This is a genomic window from Aeromonas sp. RU39B (genome assembly GCF_900156095.1).
In the GTDB taxonomy this organism is placed as follows: Bacteria; Pseudomonadota; Gammaproteobacteria; order Enterobacterales; family Aeromonadaceae; genus Aeromonas.
Window position 1 is genome coordinate 79740 of record NZ_FTMJ01000015.1, and the last position, 16158, is coordinate 95897.

At 57.9% G+C, this 16158-nt stretch carries 18 protein-coding genes and 8 tRNA genes; 9 read left to right on the forward strand and 17 right to left on the reverse strand.

The genetic code is table 11. From position 1 onward, the window contains the following. Positions 1-51 precede the first annotated feature (51 nt). The 8 genes from BW958_RS17630 to orn all read right to left on the reverse strand — a co-directional run bounded on the left by BW958_RS17630 (position 52) and on the right by orn (position 1953). Positions 52-507 carry a hypothetical protein gene (locus BW958_RS17630; RefSeq protein ID WP_076577218.1) on the reverse strand — a complete coding sequence of 152 codons (456 nt, stop codon included), beginning with the start codon at positions 505-507 and terminating at the stop codon, positions 52-54. Between the two features lie 178 nt (positions 508-685). Then, positions 686-761 (reverse strand) — tRNA-Gly (locus BW958_RS17635). Between the two features lie 24 nt (positions 762-785). Then, a tRNA-Gly gene (locus tag BW958_RS17640) sits at positions 786-861 on the reverse strand. A gap of 25 nt (positions 862-886) precedes the next feature. Beyond that, positions 887-962 (reverse strand) — tRNA-Gly (locus tag BW958_RS17645). A gap of 24 nt (positions 963-986) precedes the next feature. Further along, positions 987-1062, reverse strand: a tRNA-Gly gene (locus tag BW958_RS17650). A gap of 24 nt (positions 1063-1086) precedes the next feature. Beyond that, positions 1087-1162: transfer RNA gene (locus BW958_RS17655), tRNA-Gly, on the reverse strand. Positions 1163-1184: 22 nt separating this feature from the next. Next, positions 1185-1260, reverse strand: a tRNA-Gly gene (locus tag BW958_RS17660). Between the two features lie 147 nt (positions 1261-1407). Beyond that, positions 1408-1953 carry an oligoribonuclease gene (gene orn, locus BW958_RS17665; protein ID WP_076577219.1) on the reverse strand — a complete coding sequence of 182 codons (546 nt, stop codon included), beginning with the start codon at positions 1951-1953 and terminating at the stop codon, positions 1408-1410. 79 nt (positions 1954-2032) lie between these two features. Between orn and rsgA the strand changes: the two genes are divergently transcribed. The 5 genes from rsgA to BW958_RS17690 are packed head-to-tail and all read left to right on the forward strand — an operon-like array spanning position 2033 to position 4882. Then, positions 2033-3073, forward strand: a complete 1041-nt coding sequence (gene rsgA, locus BW958_RS17670) for a small ribosomal subunit biogenesis GTPase RsgA (protein ID WP_076577259.1) — start codon at positions 2033-2035, stop codon at positions 3071-3073. 24 nt (positions 3074-3097) lie between these two features. Next, a complete protein-coding gene (gene asd / locus BW958_RS17675; protein ID WP_076577220.1) occupies positions 3098-3964 on the forward strand; it encodes an archaetidylserine decarboxylase in 867 nt (288 codons plus the stop codon). Between the two features lie 4 nt (positions 3965-3968). Next, on the forward strand, positions 3969-4202 hold the full coding sequence (locus BW958_RS17680; protein ID WP_076577221.1) for a VF530 family protein: 234 nt from the start codon (positions 3969-3971) through the stop codon (positions 4200-4202). 17 nt (positions 4203-4219) lie between these two features. Beyond that, positions 4220-4471, forward strand: coding sequence for a DUF2960 family protein (locus BW958_RS17685; RefSeq protein WP_076577222.1), 252 nt, complete (start codon positions 4220-4222; stop codon positions 4469-4471). 3 nt (positions 4472-4474) lie between these two features. Continuing rightward, positions 4475-4882, forward strand: a complete 408-nt coding sequence (locus BW958_RS17690) for a hypothetical protein (RefSeq protein ID WP_143233137.1) — start codon at positions 4475-4477, stop codon at positions 4880-4882. A gap of 52 nt (positions 4883-4934) precedes the next feature. On the opposite strand, the gene BW958_RS17695 is transcribed toward BW958_RS17690, so the two are convergent. After that, positions 4935-5432 carry a hypothetical protein gene (locus BW958_RS17695; RefSeq protein ID WP_076577224.1) on the reverse strand — a complete coding sequence of 166 codons (498 nt, stop codon included), beginning with the start codon at positions 5430-5432 and terminating at the stop codon, positions 4935-4937. A gap of 154 nt (positions 5433-5586) precedes the next feature. Here BW958_RS17695 and BW958_RS17700 point away from each other — a divergent pair, with 154 nt between their 5' ends. Continuing rightward, positions 5587-7575, forward strand: coding sequence for a sensor domain-containing protein (locus BW958_RS17700; protein ID WP_076577225.1), 1989 nt, complete (start codon positions 5587-5589; stop codon positions 7573-7575). 47 nt (positions 7576-7622) lie between these two features. On the opposite strand, the gene rraB is transcribed toward BW958_RS17700, so the two are convergent. The 3 genes from rraB to BW958_RS17715 form a co-directional block, all read right to left on the reverse strand. Continuing rightward, a complete protein-coding gene (gene rraB, locus BW958_RS17705) occupies positions 7623-7970 on the reverse strand; it encodes a ribonuclease E inhibitor RraB (RefSeq protein WP_179078878.1) in 348 nt (115 codons plus the stop codon). Positions 7971-8217: 247 nt separating this feature from the next. After that, complete coding sequence (locus BW958_RS17710; protein WP_083687393.1) at positions 8218-9534, reverse strand: HipA domain-containing protein; 1317 nt, start codon at positions 9532-9534, stop codon at positions 8218-8220. Then, a complete protein-coding gene (locus BW958_RS17715) occupies positions 9518-9799 on the reverse strand; it encodes a helix-turn-helix domain-containing protein (RefSeq protein ID WP_076577227.1) in 282 nt (93 codons plus the stop codon). Before BW958_RS17715 ends, BW958_RS17710 begins: the two co-directional genes overlap by 17 nt. A 566-nt stretch (positions 9800-10365) precedes the next feature. Here BW958_RS17715 and BW958_RS17720 point away from each other — a divergent pair. Both BW958_RS17720 and BW958_RS17725 read left to right on the forward strand, forming a co-directional pair. Continuing rightward, a tRNA-Phe gene (locus BW958_RS17720) sits at positions 10366-10441 on the forward strand. Positions 10442-10448: 7 nt separating this feature from the next. After that, a tRNA-Asn gene (locus BW958_RS17725) sits at positions 10449-10524 on the forward strand. A gap of 54 nt (positions 10525-10578) precedes the next feature. Here BW958_RS17725 and BW958_RS17730 read toward each other — a convergent pair. Beyond that, on the reverse strand, positions 10579-11064 hold the full coding sequence (locus tag BW958_RS17730) for a hypothetical protein (RefSeq protein ID WP_076577228.1): 486 nt from the start codon (positions 11062-11064) through the stop codon (positions 10579-10581). Positions 11065-11235: 171 nt separating this feature from the next. Between BW958_RS17730 and BW958_RS17735 the strand changes: the two genes are divergently transcribed. Continuing rightward, positions 11236-12501 carry an alpha/beta fold hydrolase gene (locus BW958_RS17735; RefSeq protein WP_076577229.1) on the forward strand — a complete coding sequence of 422 codons (1266 nt, stop codon included), beginning with the start codon at positions 11236-11238 and terminating at the stop codon, positions 12499-12501. A 42-nt stretch (positions 12502-12543) separates the two neighbouring features. Here BW958_RS17735 and BW958_RS17740 read toward each other — a convergent pair whose 3' ends face one another. The 4 genes from BW958_RS17740 to trmB form a co-directional block, all read right to left on the reverse strand. After that, entirely contained in the window at positions 12544-13845 is a 1302-nt protein-coding gene (locus BW958_RS17740) for a rhodanese-like domain-containing protein (RefSeq protein ID WP_076577230.1), read from the reverse strand. Between the two features lie 34 nt (positions 13846-13879). Beyond that, positions 13880-14794 (reverse strand): glutaminase B, encoded by a 915-nt coding sequence (glsB, locus tag BW958_RS17745; protein ID WP_179078879.1) that lies wholly within the window; start codon positions 14792-14794, stop codon positions 13880-13882. A 62-nt stretch (positions 14795-14856) separates the two neighbouring features. Next, the gene (locus tag BW958_RS17750; RefSeq protein WP_076577232.1) at positions 14857-15189 is read right to left on the reverse strand and encodes a YggL family protein; all 333 of its coding nucleotides are present in this window, start codon (positions 15187-15189) and stop codon (positions 14857-14859) included. A gap of 15 nt (positions 15190-15204) precedes the next feature. Then, complete coding sequence (gene trmB / locus BW958_RS17755) at positions 15205-15918, reverse strand: tRNA (guanosine(46)-N7)-methyltransferase TrmB (RefSeq protein WP_076577233.1); 714 nt, start codon at positions 15916-15918, stop codon at positions 15205-15207. Positions 15919-16158 lie beyond the last annotated feature (240 nt).

The following is a 16158-nucleotide window of genomic DNA, read 5'->3' on the forward strand; positions in this document are numbered from 1 at the left end:
CAATCACAATCAGGGGAGGCCTTGGCCTCCCCGCTTTATCTGTACCCACACTTACACATCATCGAGTCGATGGGCGCCGTGGACTAACCGTGTCAGGCGCTGCTGCTCGAGCGTGGCTAGTGCATCGAGCACCCGGGTAGTGTTGTCAGTCGGGCACTCGCGAGCCAGCCGTGATAGCTCGCTGACCAGCTTCTCTTCAAACGCCGTGGCCGTCGCAACGATCTCATCGGTGGTCATCGCGGAGGAGAGCTCACAGCGGTTGATGCCGGCTATCAGATCTTCAGCAAAACCGAGCTCCAGCCAGGTGTCAGCCACTGCACTACCCACCTGCTGCTCATAATCGGCCAGATGACCCATAGCCGCATCTTCACGACCACGCAGATAAGCCAACAGCAGGCGGCTGCGCTCGGCATCGGCTTCACGCTCCAGGCGGCCATAGAGACGGGACAACATCTGGTGCACTTGTTCCAGGTAACGTAGCAAGTCCTTGATTTGTTGGAAACGCATGGTGGGATCCTCCCGTCATTGACCTGTTTCAGTATAAAAACCGAAGCGCTTTGGCCAAAGTCACAGGCAAGCGATGGTTGCGTCAGGTCAATCGGAGGTTAAATAAACGACAGCGCACGAAAAACTGGAACAGTTTCTGCGTTGATAAATACAGGAGAAAGAATCTGAGAGGAGATTTTGGAGCGGGAAACGAGACTCGAACTCGCGACCCCGACCTTGGCAAGGTCGTGCTCTACCAACTGAGCTATTCCCGCAACGGAGTGTCATGGTGCAATCTTTGGAGCGGGAAACGAGACTCGAACTCGCGACCCCGACCTTGGCAAGGTCGTGCTCTACCAACTGAGCTATTCCCGCAACAGATTGTTATCGCGCGATGTTTTGGAGCGGGAAACGAGACTCGAACTCGCGACCCCGACCTTGGCAAGGTCGTGCTCTACCAACTGAGCTATTCCCGCAACGGAATGTCATCGTGCGATGTTTGGAGCGGGAAACGAGACTCGAACTCGCGACCCCGACCTTGGCAAGGTCGTGCTCTACCAACTGAGCTATTCCCGCAACAAATTGTCATTGCGTGATGATTGGAGCGGGAAACGAGACTCGAACTCGCGACCCCGACCTTGGCAAGGTCGTGCTCTACCAACTGAGCTATTCCCGCATCGGGCGATCATCATGCAATTTGGAGCGGGAAACGAGACTCGAACTCGCGACCCCGACCTTGGCAAGGTCGTGCTCTACCAACTGAGCTATTCCCGCAACGCACAGCAGCTTGCGCTACTGCACGGGAGCCGAATTATACGGTGGGGCACTTCAATTGCAAGGGCTTTTTCGGCACGCCCAGCGCAACTGCCTAAAAGCTCGCCGAAATGGCGCGCCTTTCGCCGTTAGCGGCCCCACATGGCATTAAATGGTGAAAACGTGCTCACGATAGAAGCGCAGCTCAGCCACCGATTCGCGGATATCGTCCAGCGCCTGGTGGGTACCCTGCTTCTTGAACTGGGCCAGCAGTTCGGGTTTCCAGCGACGAACCAGCTCCTTGATGGTGCTGACATCGACGTTGCGATAGTGGAAGAAGGCTTCCAGCTCTGGCATGTGGCGCACCATGAAACGGCGATCCTGACCAATGCTGTTGCCGCACATGGGGCTGGTACGCTCGGGCACCCACTGGCGCAAAAAGGCCAGCGTCTCGGCAACAGCAGCAGCATGGTCATGCTGGCTTGCTCGCACCCGCTCAATCAGGCCGGACTCCCCGTGGGTTTTCTGGTTCCAGTCATCCATCTTGGCCAGCTCGGCCTCACTCTGATGGATGGCGATCACCGGCCCTTCGGCCAGCACATTGAGATCCTTGTCGGTGACAATGGAGGCGATCTCCAGCACCACGTTCTCATCAGGATCGAGACCGGTCATTTCCATGTCGATCCACACCAGATTCTGCTCGGACACACTCATCTTGCTTACTCTTGGCGGTATTTTGTGAATTTGCATGTATCATACTGGCTTTGTATTTGGCAGCAAAACGGCGAATCGCGTGGCAAAGAAAGCGAAACTCAATCTGGGACAACAACGGCGGGTGCAAGCCAACCGTGACCGGCGTTTGCAGGATCTCGGCAAGGGCAAGCACGCTGCGGTGGATGACTCCCTGCTGGGCGCTCCGCAGGCCGGTGTGGTGATCAGTCGTTTCGGCCAGCACGCTGACGTGGAAGCGCCGGATGGCAGCATCAGCCGCTGCAACCTGCGCCGCACCCTCGGCAGCGTGGTCTGTGGCGATCGGGTCATCTGGCGCCCTGGCAGCAATGACACCGTCCCGGGCGTGATCGAAGCGGTCGAACCGCGTCATTCGGTTCTGACCCGCCCCGACTTCTATGACGGGGTCAAACCGGTTGCGGCCAACATCGATCAGATCATCATCGTCTCGGCCGTGATGCCGGAGTTCTCGACCAATATCGTCGACCGCTATCTGGTGGCCGCCGAGGATGTCGAGATCCCGCCGCTGATTGTGCTCAACAAGGTGGACATGCTCGACACCGCTGCGCGCAGCGCACTTGATCTCCAGCTCGACACCTACCGCCAACTCGGTTATCCGGTGCTGCTGGTCAGCAGCCAAAGCGGCGAAGGCATCGAAGAGCTCAAGGCCGTGCTCGCCGACAAGGTCAGCATCTTTGTCGGCCAGTCCGGGGTTGGCAAGTCGTCGATGACCAACGCCCTGCTGCCGGGGCTGGATGTGCTCACCGGCGAGATCTCCGAAAACTCGGGGCTCGGCCAGCACACCACCACCACAGCGCGCCTCTACCACTTCCCGAGTGGCGGCGATCTGATCGACTCGCCGGGCATTCGTGAATTTGCCCTCTGGCATCTTGAGCCGGAGCGGGTGACCTGGTGTTTCGTGGAGTTTCGCGACTACCTCGGTGGTTGCAAGTTCCGCGACTGCAAGCACAAGGATGACCCGGGCTGCGTATTGCGTGAGGCCGTCGAGCACGGCGCTATCAAACGCGAGCGTTTTGCCAACTATCACCGGATCCTGGAATCGATGCAGGAAACCCGTCATGGCCGCCAACAGGCCCGAATCTGACTTTACTGAATCATCAAGAGCATCATGAACATCACTGACACTCTCAAAATCGCCGGCCAATACTGCCTGCCCAAGCACCTGATCTCCCGCCTCGTCGGTAAACTGGCTGCGGCCGAAGCCGGCACGTTGACCACCCGCATCATCAGCGCCTTTATCACGCGCTATCAGGTCAATATGAGCGAGGCGCTGCATGAAGATCCAGCGCACTACAAGAGCTTCAACGAGTTCTTTACCCGTCCGCTCAAGGATGGTCTGCGTCCGGTGGTTGAGGATGCCATGACTCTGGCGCTGCCGGTGGATGGCACCGTCAGCCAGCTGGGCCCGGTCCAGCAAGGTCGCATCATTCAGGCAAAGGGTCATGACTACAGCGCCCGCGAGCTGCTCGGCGGCTATGACGATCTGGTCGAGCCCTTCAAGGGCGGCGACTTTGCCACCATCTATCTGGCGCCGAAGGATTATCACCGCATCCACATGCCGCTCGATGCCGTGCTCGAGAGCATGGTGTTCGTGCCGGGCGATCTCTTCTCGGTCAACCCGCTGACCGCAGAAAACGTCCCCAATCTGTTTGCCCGTAACGAGCGGGTAGTCGCCACGTTTCGCACCGAGCATGGTCCGCTGGCCATGGTGCTGGTTGGTGCCACCATCGTTGCCAGCATTGAAACTAGCTGGGCCGGTTGCATCGCGCCCTGTGGTCGCAAAGAGGTCAAGCGCTGGGACTATCCGGGCGAGCAGGCCATCACCCTGAAAAAGGGTGAAGAGATGGGCCTGTTCAAACTCGGCAGTACCGTCGTCTGCCTGTTTGGACCGGGCATGCTCGAGCAGTTTGAGCCGCATCTGCAAACCGGTGTAGTCACCCGCATGGGCGCCCCGTTTGCCCGTCTCAAGGGCTAAGCCGATGAGCCAGTCCAACAATCCGCTGCACGGCATCACCCTCGCCATGATGGTCACTGAGTTGGTGGAGCACTATGGCTGGCCAGAGCTGGGACGGCATATCCCGATCCGCTGTTTTACCCAAGACCCCAGCATCAAATCGAGCCTGACCTTTCTACGTCGTACCCCCTGGGCCCGCGAGAAGGTAGAGGCTCTCTACCTGCTGACCCGTCAGCAGGGCGCCGTTTGGCAAAAGTAATAAATCAGAGACCGATCATGGCATTCACCATTACCTACCGTTATCGTAAGCAGCTCAAGTCGATCGGCTATGCCAACGACAAGCATCACAGCATTTATGATGCCATCGCCAGAGCCGAAGGCATTGACATGGTGCGCTATCAAGCCATGGAAGATCAGGTGGCAAACGTCAGCCGCCGTGACCGCAAGATGCTCAAGGAGTTTCGCGAAAATTACTTCCGCGAATTGGGCTTTAGTGACATTGCCATCGTAAGGGATGAGCAGGAGTAACACATGTTACGCATAACAGGGATGGTGGCACTGCTCGGCATGCTGCAAGGATGCGCCCTGATACCCTGGTGGAGTGATGAGGCGCAGGTGCGCGATCAGCACGGCTGCCTACAAAGCGAAGGGTATCGCTGGTCACATCTACTCGGACACTGTCTGCGTCCGGCCGACAAAGCGGTGCCGTTGACGGCATTAACATACGGGGATGACAAACGTGCCTGGGTACTGGTGTCTAACGACAACAGCAGTGCCGAGGTCTATCTGCCGCAGCAGGAGTCCATGCTGTTGCCGCGTCAGAACGAAGGGGACAAACCCATGTGGCAGGGCGGTGACTGGTCACTGCTACGCAGCCGCGGGTTTGTACTCAGTGAAGAGGGGCATGCCGTCTTTCACAACTACGGCAGTCAACCCTGATTCAGGGCAAGCGATAGATCAAGCGGGGCCATGCCCCGCTTTTTCATAGCTATCAGTTGCCGAGTGCGGCAAACAGGCCATTTTCCAGTGAGCCGCGGGAAACACAGACCGGCTTGAGAGACGGCGCCGGCACGCGATCGCCAGAGGATTCGATGTAGAAGAGCTGGGTATTACCCTTCACGTTGACCGTCGCGACGCTGTTATCACCGCTCTGGGTGATGATCAGGTTAACCTGAACGTTGGGATCCCCGGCCACGACCTTGGAACCCATGCTGCCGCAATCGAGCCACTTGAGGCCATCAGCAGCCTGCGGCAGATAGGCGGTCATCAGACCGGCAGCGCGCTGGCTGTTTTCGATTTGCAGACCGTGATCCTTGAACCACTTCTCGGCGCGGGACCACACCAGATCTACCGGGATCTGCATGCTCTGGGTGTTGTTGGTCGCCAACGCTTGCGGCGCGGTATAACGGTAATCTTCGTTGCTGCCATTATCGCTCGCACAGCCAGCCAGCAGCACCGCGATCAGCCCAACTCCATACTTCATTTTCATTGTCTCATTCTCATCAGTGTTTATGGCCCGGCGGCCGGCAGTTATTATCGCTTTGTCCGCTCGACCTGTCAGCAGCCTGTTGTTTTGAATAGCACTTTCTTTACAACGTCCGGCGAGTGGCTTAGATTGCCAAAAACATCGATACAAAAGCGCCGTGGCCATACAGACCATTCCAGACTGGTTGCAGCAGGTGTTTGATAACCTGCCGCTCAGCCTGTTCTGTCGCGACCCCGAAGGTCGCTACCTGTTTTGCAACCGGCAGTTCGCCGCCCAGGCTGGCGTCGCGGAACCCCGTCAGTTGATCGGTCAAACCGATCACTTACTGCCTTGGGGGGATCGCTTCGTTGCCGAGGATCGTGAACTGCTGGCGTCTCGGCGTCCCCTGCTCAGCCAGCAACTTAAGTGTGAAGATCTGCAAGGCGACTGGTGGGTCAAAACCCACAAGGTTCCCTTCTACGCCAACGATGGCACGCCGCTTGGTATTTTTGGCGTCACGGAAGAGATCTCCCACTTCAAGGGCATCGAATCGGCCCTGCTCTCTCATCAGAACCTGCTCCGCCACCTAATTGACGCCATCCCCGATCTCATCTGTCTGGCTCGCACTGATGGCAGTCTGCTGGAATACAATCAGGCACTGCTCGATTTCCTCGCCCTGACCCGCAACCACCCGGATCTGGAACAACCCGGTTGTGTTCCCGGCTATGGTCAGTTGCCGGAAGACAGTGGCGAGCTGGCATTGGCTGATGTCCATGGCGAGCGACATCTGATGGAGGTCACCCGGCTGTCGGTCACAGGTCTAAGCGAACCGGCCTCGCTGCTGGTCTATCGCGATATCACCGGCCTGCGATCCACCCAGTTGCAGCTCAACCGCGCCCGCCATTTTGACAGCCTGACCGGATTGATGAAGCTGGCGACCTTTCTCGACAAGGCGCAGCGTCTGCCGGCCGAGCCGTCTTGCCTGTTGATGGTCGATCTGCAGCATTTTCGCGAGATCAACGATCGCTTCGGAATTCGGATTGCCGACCAGCTGCTCAGCCAAGTAGCCATCCGTTTGCAAGACAGTGCCCCGGCAGGCACCCTGCTCTGCCGTCTGGCGGCTGATGATTTCTGCCTGCTTGCCCCGATATCACGCCTGCCCGACGGACTGATGGGCTGGTGCCATCGACTGGGCAATCTGATTAGCGCCCCCTATGCCGTCGCGGGACACCGCATTCAGATCGACTGTCATATGGGAATTGCCGAGGGGCTCAGTCACGATGCGGAGCGCCTGCTCGGCCACGCAGAAGCCGCACTGGCACGGGCCAAGGAGCAGAGCGCCCCGTTCCACTTCTTTGATCCGGTGCTGGCCGCCCGCGTGCAGCGGCGCAAGCAACTCGAGCAATCGCTGCCCTCCGCCATCCGTCAGCAGCAATTGTTTCTGGTCTATCAACCCATCATGTATGCGGCCGATGGCTCGCTGCATGGTGCCGAAGTGTTAAGCCGCTGGCGTCACCCTGAGCTTGGCATGATCCCGCCGGATGAATTTATCCCGCTAGCCGAACATTTGGGACTGATCAGCCAGTTGGGGTTACAGGTGGCCAAACGCGCCAGCCTGCAGCTGGCGCAATGGCGCAAACACCACCCGGCCTTGCAGTTATCGGTCAATCTTTCACCGCTGCAGTTTCGTAGCCCGGCCCTGTGCCACAAGCTGCAACTATGCGTGAAAGAGGCCAATCTGCCGACCAACAGCCTGGAGCTGGAGATCACCGAAAGCGTGCTGATGGAAAATGCCGAGGAGATCGACAATAACCTGCGTCAGCTGCAGGCTGCCGGCTTCCCGCTGGCCATCGATGATTTTGGCACCGGCTACTGCTCGCTCTCTTACCTGCCTCGTCTGAAAGTGACCAATCTCAAGCTGGATCGCAGCTTTATCAATGAGTTGGAGAACGATGCCACCACCACCGCCATCGTGCGCTCGGTGATTGGCCTGGCCCATGCGCTGGGCATCCAACTCACTGCCGAAGGGGTAGAAACCGAAGCGCAGCGTGCCTGGTTGACCGAGGCCGGCTGCCAACGTCTGCAAGGTTATCTGTTCAGCCCACCACTGGCGGCGAGTGATTTTGCCGAGCGTTTCCTGGATCAAGACCCACTCCCGCACTCATAAAAAAGGACCGCAGCGCGGCCCTCTCTGTTCGGGATATATACTCAGGATTACTCCTGAAAGTAGGTACCCCACCCGTCGTATTCCACACCGTACTTGGCCACGATAGGCAGCATCTTTTCGATGTCGGCCAAAATGGCGTCTGCCTGCAGCGGGCCTTCGGTCACGGCATCAAAGCAAAGGATAGTGGCACCATCGTCCAGCTCCATCTCTTCGGCATCCGTCACTTCGTAACCGGCTTTGAACAGATCCACGGCCGCCTTCTCCAGACGGGCGAAGTCCTGACAGGCAAAGTGGTGCTCGATTTCGTATTGGGCATCGGGGTTGCTGCCATCTTCCAGCAACTCTTCAATGATGGCGTGGGTCTCGTCACGCCACTCCTGCAGGTTGTCGCTCATAACGCCTCCGGGGCTTAATAGTTGGCGCAAGGATACCGCGAGCCAGCAGCGCGCTCAATCGCTCCACCTCGAGCGACCACGCCCGGTCGCAAAATATCGTCCTTCTTGCTGGCAAATCCTTCAGCTTGCTGCAAAGTTAGTCACCTGAATGCAATTTATTGAAATGGGGCTGACGAGTCAGAATGTTTACGGTTTAACGCGCCCCCTCTTACCGTTGGGCAAGAGGGGGGCTTTTACGTGGGATTGATTACAGACCAAGATCGGGCAGCTGCGCAGCTTGTTCCTTAAAATGGCGACAGCGGCGCTCAACATCGTCTTGGTAGCGTTCCAGATAATCCAGCTCGGCGGAATTGTCTGTCTCAACCATGGCAATGGCGGTCTCCAGATGATGGAGGATGTCGTTGGCCATTTTGTGCAAGGTCTGTTGCAGCAGGCGTTTGGGCACGTCACATGTTTCGGCCATATCCAGCAACTGCCATGCGTTGACCCCCTCGGGGGCAAACTCGTCGCCGATAGCCATGGCCAGATGCTGGTTGAACTCTGGATAAAGCCCCACATTGATCAGATCATACCAGGGGGTCGGCGTCAGCCCTGCTCTTGATACGAAGAAGCTGTAATTCTTGCCGTGGGCGTCGTGATTATTGACGCAAAGGTTGAAGAGCAGCCATTGCAGCATGTTCAGTCTGGCCTGCGCCGGATTGATACAAAGGGCGCTGAGACTCAGCAGCCGTGGCAGGCTCACCCCTTCCCGAATATGGGCCACATCCCGACCGTCACCGAAGTTGCGTTCATATTTTCGCGTGACGGGAAACCCCAGCCCCTGGCAGGCATCGATCATATGGCGACGGCGTACCCTCAGGCCATCCTCGTCAAGGCGCCGATCAAAGCGCTCCACCAGTAAACTTCGGTGAGAATGCTCATTCTGACCCACGGTGTGTAGCTCGACCCGTGCCACTGGCATGCCCAACAGTGCTGCCAGCCGCATAGTCACAAACTCATTGATCACCAGATGACGGTGGTGTTCGAACTTGAGGATGTGGGTGGAACAGAGTTCACCCTCGCCCAGCCCCAGCGCCCCTCCGAGCCGCAGCACGTTGAGCTTGGCCTGCACACCCGCAACCGAGAGACGGGGGCGGCCATCCCAAACCTCCAGTGGCCAGATCTCGGGCTGATCTAGCCGTAGCAACAGCTCCTCCGGGGTGATGGGGCGAAACCGGGTGGAGAGATCGGGCTCTGCAGGCAGGGTGAAGGTGACAGCTCCGGATGCATCACCGCCTATGCCGTGGATCAGGGCAAAGAGATTACTGCGCGAAACGCAGAGCGCCTCAATCAGATGATCCAGCCCGCGATTTTCTGGCAGCAAGTTGCCAAGATATGCCCGAATTTGGGCGCTGCTGGCTGAGCCATCCAGCGCCAGGGGCGGCGACAGCGGAAATCCCTGCGCTTGCCACTCTGGTGTATAGCCGAGCTGAAACACATCCCTGTCGGAATCATATCCAAGATGACCGATCAGCCGGTTACCCAGCCGAAGTTCAAGCTGATGGTGCTCAGAACCACTCATCATCGACCTCTGGTTGGCTGTTGCTGCTTGCTACCTGCGATCCCGTGTCCTGTACCAGTTGCAGCCTCAGCCCCAGTGCATTCATTACCTGCAATAGGGTCGATAAATAGACATCCCCCCCCTTTTCAATCTTGATCAGGGTCTTTTTGGAGATGCCGCACAGTGAGGCCGTCACTTCCTGGGTCATCTTGGCAGCCTTGCGTCTATCTCGTATCGCCAGCCCCAGTGAGGCGGGATCCAGTTCTTTCGTACCAGTTTCAGCCATCATGATCACGATAAAAGTGTAGGTCGTTACACTTTAACTCAAGGTAAGAGAAAACAGTAACCAAAAGTGTACGATGGTGCACTTTTGATGGTTACGGTGCGGTTTGCCATATAAGAGTGTAGAGAGGTTCACTTTTTAGGGACACTTCGACGGGATTACCCAACAAACAAGCAATCTCGATAGTGCTGCGCCTTTTTCCAAAAGGTGGATGTTCCGTTTCTGTTCTGTATTTGTACAGAGTAGATCGCAGCACTACTGGGTGATTACTCAGAGGCAACTCCAAACGATTATCTTAGCGCTCCAGATAGATGACACAGAGAGTGAGGTGGTCGTTTCCTTAGCAAGATCAACAAACTAATCCGCATTAGAGGGTGATAGGCAGCATCAATATGCGGGAAGCCCTCAGGAAAACCTCGATGGGAGAACCGACCGACAACCGGATCCCGGTATTGAGTCAGGGGCTTCTTGCACACTATCTCACCACTTGGTTCACCCAATGCAAAAACATGCCAGAAACTGGAGTTTCAAGGTTGACACCCCAGTCCAGAAAGGGTTTAATGCGCGCCGTTGCCCAGATAGCTCAGTCGGTAGAGCAGGGGATTGAAAATCCCCGTGTCGGCGGTTCGATTCCGTCTCTGGGCACCACGACTCTTCCTCCGTAGTTCAGTCGGTAGAACGGCGGACTGTTAATCCGTATGTCACTGGTTCGAGTCCAGTCGGAGGAGCCAAATTTGAAAAGCCCGCTCAACTGAGCGGGCTTTTTGTTTTGCTGCTTGGTGTACTCATTCAGCCTGGATTGGACCGCTGGAGCCTGCATCCGAGTCGTGCCAGGTGTCTTCCCCTTTAAGACGGCGATCGCCCTGAATGGTGTATGTAATAAAACCATCCTTGAAGACCAGCGCGCCATCGCTACGCTTGGCCTTGACCCGCTTGCCGTTGACCCATACCTGATCCTTGGCGTTGATACGGATCGTGGCAACTGTTGCGCCACCAGTCCCCTTGGCAACCCACTGCCCGGCATAGGGGTGCTCCGGTGTGGCTTTGCCAGCAGAACCGGCTGGAGCGACGGGCTGCTCGCTCTTAACGGCCCCTTCCTTCATCGCCTTGGCATTCTCGGCCTTGGTCTTGGTGATGTCGCAACCTTGCAGTTCGGTCACCTGAGTGCAGCCGGAGCGCTCCAGTTGTTCGCGATACTTGGCACTGATGGCATGAGCCGGCGCCGTAGCCAGCAAGGCGGTGCCCAGCGCAATCAACACGCACTTCTTCATGGTTCTTGTCCTCTTTGGTTGTTACCCGCGCAATCTAACCCCTTCATTAAAGCCTTGTATAGACTCATTACATCCCTATGACGACACCCTGTAAGGGGATATTCCCCTGCAGCGATTGGTTTTCTCTTTCCCACCGCTATGATGGACGCTCGGCCCAGCAGGAGCGCCTTCATGTCCCCATACGTTCTCGATGGCATCTATTGCCAACCCATGACCTTTCAGGTTCCCCTCGATCACACCCAGCCCGGGGGGAAGCAACTCACTCTGTTTGCCCGTACGCTGACCGACAAGAATCGTCGTAATGAGGAGCTTCCCTTACTGCTGTTTTTGCAGGGCGGACCCGGCTTTGGTGCGCCACGTCCAACCGCCAACAGCGGCTGGCTGAAACGGGCGCTGCAGGAGTTTCAGGTCGTGCTGCTCGATCAGCGTGGTACCGGTCAATCGACCCCGATCAGCGCCAAGGCGCTGGCCCACCTCTCTCCTGCCGAGCAGGCCGACTATCTCCGCCATTTTCGTGCCGACAGCATAGTGCGCGACGCCGAACTAGTTCGCGCCAAACTGAGCCCCGATCGCCCCTGGAGCCTGCTAGGCCAGAGCTTTGGCGGGTTTTGTTGCCTCACCTATCTGTCGCTGTTTCCCGAGGCGCTGCAGGAGGTCTATATCACCGGCGGCATTGCGCCGATTGGACGCAGTGCCGATGAGGTCTACCGCGCCACTTATCGCCGGGTCGCGGCCAAGCAAAAAGCGCTCTGTGAGCGATTCCCGGCCATGCAGGGGATGCTCGATCGTCTGGCGGCGCATCTGCACAGTCAGGATGTGCGCTTGCCCAATGGGCAGCGCCTCACGGTGGAGCAGTTCCAGCAGCAAGGGCTCGATCTGGGCGCCAGTGGTGGGCCGGAAGGGCTCTATTACCTGCTCGAGGGCGCCTTTGACGGTGAGCAGCTCAGTGATGCCTTCCTCTACCAGATGCAGGCGATGCAACCGTTCAACAGCCATCCGGTGTTTGCCATCTTGCACGAGGCTATCTATTCGGAAGGGCCAGCGACCGACTGGGCTGCCGAGCGGGTTCGCCACCAATATCCGGCCTGCCAATGGCAACCGGGTCAGCCACTGCAGTTCACCGGCGAGATGATCTATCCCTGGATGTTCGAGCAGTTTCGCGAGTTGCAGCCGCTCAAAGAGGCCGCCGACCTGCTGGCCGCCAAGGCGGACTGGGGCGCGTTGTATGACCGAGCGAGACTGGCTGCCAATCAGGTGCCGGTGGCTTGCGCCGTCTATGCCGAGGACATGTATGTGGAGTTTGACTACTGCCGCGACGTGCTTGGCTGGCTTGGCAACAGCCGCGCCTGGATCACCAACGAGTATGAGCACAACGGCCTGCGCGCCGACGGCGAGCGAATTTTGGATCGCCTGATCACTCTCAACCGCGACCGCTAAAATAATAAGGCCGGACAACAGTCCGGCCTGGTTCACTCATTATTAATTCGGTTTGCGCTCACCGGTTGCGATGGGGTTCTTGGGATCCATGCTCCACTCGTACCAGCCGCCGTCATAGACACTGATGCGCTTCCAGTCCATCAGCCAGGCATAGTAAAACGCCTCGGAGGCACGCCAGCCGGTACCGCAGTAGAAAGAGACCTGCTTGTCCGGAGTAATACCCCACTGCGCCCACATATCGACAATCTGGGAAGCATCCTTCATGGTGCCGTCCGGATTGTGGTAATCGCTCATGTCGTTGGCATCAACGCCGGCATGACCCCACTTGGCGCCGGGAATGTCGCCCTTCGGCTTGATATAGCTATAACCGGAGGTTTCACCGGTAAATTCAGGCCAGCTACGCACGCTGACCAGCGCGCCATCTTTCTCGGCCAGCACCTTCTTGGCGCCTGGAACGTCAATCAGATACTCCGGATGCTGCGGGATGGTGACACCGAAATCCTTGGCCGGGGCATACTCTTTCGGCAGACCGGTTTCGGTCGGCAGCATGCGCACGTACTGATTCTTCCAGGCTTCAAAGCCGCCGTCGAGCAGGCGCACATCTTCCACGCCGGCATACATCATGATCTGGGCCGCACGGGCAGCTGCCATGGTGTTGCGGCCATAGAGGATGACGGTGGTGTCATGACGGATACCCTTGCCGAGCAGGAACTTCTCCAGATCGGCATTGGCGACCTTGTTCCACAGCGGTTCGGATTCGATAGCGTTGGTGTCGATGTAGCCAGCACCCGGGATGTGCCCCAGCAGGAAGGTCTTGGGAGCACCCCAATCCACTTCAAACAGCTTCCAGTCCCCCTTCGGCGCTTCAACAATCTTCTCGCCCTTGCGCAGAGACTCCAGCCACTGGGGATAAACCAGTTGTTGCCAGCGAGCCAGACGCTCACGCGGTGCGCTCTGCCAGTCGGCCAATTCATAGAGCTTGGTAAAGCCGTGCTTTCTTTCCAGCATCTGGGCCACTTCGGCGACCTGACGCTTGTCGCCGTACAGGGCAACCGGCTGGTCTTTGGTCAGCTTCTTCTCAGCCAGCAAGCGGGGCCACTGCTCATCAGTGATCTTCCAGTCACCGGAGATATTAACGGCGCCGACCACATGGCCACCCTGCTGTTCACCTTCCATCGGCCAACCCTGATAGAAGTTACTGGAGCGCACATCAACGATGCTGGCATGTTTGGCGGCCGCGTCCTGATAGGTCATGGTGAGCAGCTCACCGGCAACGGCCGAGGCGCTCCACCAGACGCTGCCGCAAAGCAGCAGGCCGGCACGGACAAGAGAGGATTTCTTCATGATTATTCCCGTTGGCTCATTTGTAGTTGGATTATCAGAAAATCGAGCGACCCAGCCGCTCGGCAAACAATTCAAGGGCCGCGCTGCCGGCCAGCGAGTTGCCTGCCCGGTTCAGCTCCGGTGACCAGACGCACACGGCCAGCTCGCCCGGTATGATAGCGACGATCCCGCCGCCGACGCCGGATTTACCCGGCATTCCCACCCGATAGGCAAAGTCTCCCGCCTCATCGTACAGACCACAAGTCGCCAGCAGAGCATTGACCTGTTTGGTGGTGCGGGGCTCGAGCAGTGCCGGGCCATCCAGCGGTTGGCCACGGTTGGCCAGATAGACAAAGGTGCGCGACAGATCGACACAGCTCATGCGCAGGGCACAAGCGGTAAAGTAGCTTTGCAGCACCTTATCCACGTCGTTGTGAAAATTGCCGTGCGCCTTCATCAGATAGGCGATGGCGGCGTTGCGGGCCGAGTGTTGGTATTCAGAGCGGGCAACCACCTGATCCGGCATGATGAGCGGATTACCGCTAAGGCGCCGTGCTAGCTCAAGGGTACGCTGCCGAGGGGCCGTCAGCCGGGTTTCCAGCAGATCGCTGACCACCAGCGCACCGGCATTGATAAACGGATTGCGCGGGATACCTCGTTCAAATTCGAGCTGCACCAGCGAGTTGAACGGCTGACCCGAGGGCTCCTTGCCAACCCGGCTCCACAGCTCTTCCTCGCGATAGACCGTCATGGCCAGCGTCAGGCTAAGCACCTTGGAGATACTCTGGATAGAGAAGGCTTCGCAGGCGTCACCGGCAGTAAAAAGCTCGCCGTCCACGGTGCAGACAGCCATGCCGAGCCGATCGCCAGGCACGGATGCCAGCGCAGGGATATAGTCGGCCACCTTGCCCTGCCCGAGCAGCGGGCGGACATCGGCCAGAATGGATTCCAGCAGAGAGGATGAAAGCATCGTCATGTTTGGTTTGGCTATAGAGAAAAATCCCGCCAATGGCGGGATTTTTACATCATGATTCAGGCCGGATCACCGTACCAGATATCGAACAGGGCGGTGGCTTTCACGTTCTCCATCCCCTGGTCACGCAGCCAGCCTTCAACAGCGGCGCGATCTTCATCGCTGCACTTGCCGATGGCCTGGGTGCAGATCATGCCTTCCCAAGCGAGGTGACCGGAGCCGGCAAACGCCAGACCACGCGGCTCGATGATGGCGCGGACAAAGTTGTCCACCAGCGCATCAATCTGCGCTTCGCTGGTGTTAACCGGGAAATTCCAGTTGAGATCGAACCCCAGTTCCTGGAATTCATCCACACGCAGTTTTTTGCGCAGGCGGCGGCTACGATTGGCCATGTCAGACCTCCTCGGTCAGTTGATACGCTCGAAAATCAGATCCCACACACCATGGCCCAAACGGTGGCCACGCTGTTCAAACTTGGTAAGCGGACGCCACTCGGGGCGCTCCACCCAGTTGCCGGTCGCGGAGGTATTGCGATAGCCCTCGGCCACGCTCATCACTTCCAGCATATGCTCGGCGTAATTTTCCCAGTCGGTCGCCATGTGGAAGACACCACCGATCGCCAGTTTTTGACGGATCTTCTGGGCGAACTCGGGCTGGACGATGCGACGCTTGTGGTGACGCTTCTTGTGCCAAGGATCCGGGAAAAACAGCTGCAGGCAGGAGAGCGAACCATCCGGGATCATCAGATCCAGCACTTCAATGGCGTCATGGCAGAACACCCGCAGGTTGGTGACACCCGCTTCGGCGGCAGAGCTCAGGCAAGCCCCCACTCCCGGCGAGTGCACTTCAATACCGATAAAGTTCTTGTCCGGAGCATTCTTGGCCATCTCGACCAGCGACGCCCCCATGCCAAAACCGATCTCGAGCACGACCGGCGCTTCGCGACCGAACAGTGCGGCCAGATCCAGCATGCCCGGAGCAAATTCGACACCCATAATCGGCCACTGCTCGGCCAGCGCCCGCTCCTGTCCCTTGGTCAGGCGGCCTTCACGACGAACAAAACTGCGCACTTTACGCAGAAACTTGCCGTCTTCGTTGAATTGGTCTTGGGTCACAGGCATAGGGCACTCATCAATCGGATTAACACGCTAAAACAGGGTAGCGAATTATCCCAAGATAGCCCGCGAGTGCAACTGGATTCGCGCATTTTCTCTGCATCTGGCCGCTAAGTGACGCCTTACTGTCACCCCGAACCCGTGATCGCTTTATCAATCATGAAACAAATTAAGCAGTGACCACCAGAATTCCAAGCAGGATCACACACAATGTTTGATAAAACATCGATCTTGTCGCCGCTTCAG

Excerpts from the sequence above, each read along its gene's own strand:
- BW958_RS17695 (WP_076577224.1), bottom strand. The coding sequence starts at position 5,432 with ATGAAAATGAAGTATGGAGTTGGGCTGATCGCGGTGCTGCTGGCTGGC.
- BW958_RS17715 (WP_076577227.1), bottom strand. The coding sequence starts at position 9,799 with ATGATGGCTGAAACTGGTACGAAAGAACTGGATCCCGCCTCACTGGGG.
- rraB (WP_179078878.1), bottom strand. The coding sequence starts at position 7,970 with ATGAGCGACAACCTGCAGGAGTGGCGTGACGAGACCCACGCCATCATT.
- BW958_RS17690 (WP_143233137.1), top strand. The coding sequence starts at position 4,475 with ATGTTACGCATAACAGGGATGGTGGCACTGCTCGGCATGCTGCAAGGA.
- trmB (WP_076577233.1), bottom strand. The coding sequence starts at position 15,918 with ATGCCTGTGACCCAAGACCAATTCAACGAAGACGGCAAGTTTCTGCGT.
- BW958_RS17740 (WP_076577230.1), bottom strand. The coding sequence starts at position 13,845 with ATGAAGAAATCCTCTCTTGTCCGTGCCGGCCTGCTGCTTTGCGGCAGC.
- BW958_RS17630 (WP_076577218.1), bottom strand. The coding sequence starts at position 507 with ATGCGTTTCCAACAAATCAAGGACTTGCTACGTTACCTGGAACAAGTG.
- BW958_RS17735 (WP_076577229.1), top strand. The coding sequence starts at position 11,236 with ATGTCCCCATACGTTCTCGATGGCATCTATTGCCAACCCATGACCTTT.
- orn (WP_076577219.1), bottom strand. The coding sequence starts at position 1,953 with ATGAGTGTGTCCGAGCAGAATCTGGTGTGGATCGACATGGAAATGACC.
- BW958_RS17730 (WP_076577228.1), bottom strand. The coding sequence starts at position 11,064 with ATGAAGAAGTGCGTGTTGATTGCGCTGGGCACCGCCTTGCTGGCTACG.
- BW958_RS17710 (WP_083687393.1), bottom strand. The coding sequence starts at position 9,534 with ATGATGAGTGGTTCTGAGCACCATCAGCTTGAACTTCGGCTGGGTAAC.
- asd (WP_076577220.1), top strand. The coding sequence starts at position 3,098 with ATGAACATCACTGACACTCTCAAAATCGCCGGCCAATACTGCCTGCCC.
- BW958_RS17680 (WP_076577221.1), top strand. The coding sequence starts at position 3,969 with ATGAGCCAGTCCAACAATCCGCTGCACGGCATCACCCTCGCCATGATG.
- BW958_RS17685 (WP_076577222.1), top strand. The coding sequence starts at position 4,220 with ATGGCATTCACCATTACCTACCGTTATCGTAAGCAGCTCAAGTCGATC.
- glsB (WP_179078879.1), bottom strand. The coding sequence starts at position 14,794 with ATGCTTTCATCCTCTCTGCTGGAATCCATTCTGGCCGATGTCCGCCCG.
- BW958_RS17750 (WP_076577232.1), bottom strand. The coding sequence starts at position 15,189 with ATGGCCAATCGTAGCCGCCGCCTGCGCAAAAAACTGCGTGTGGATGAA.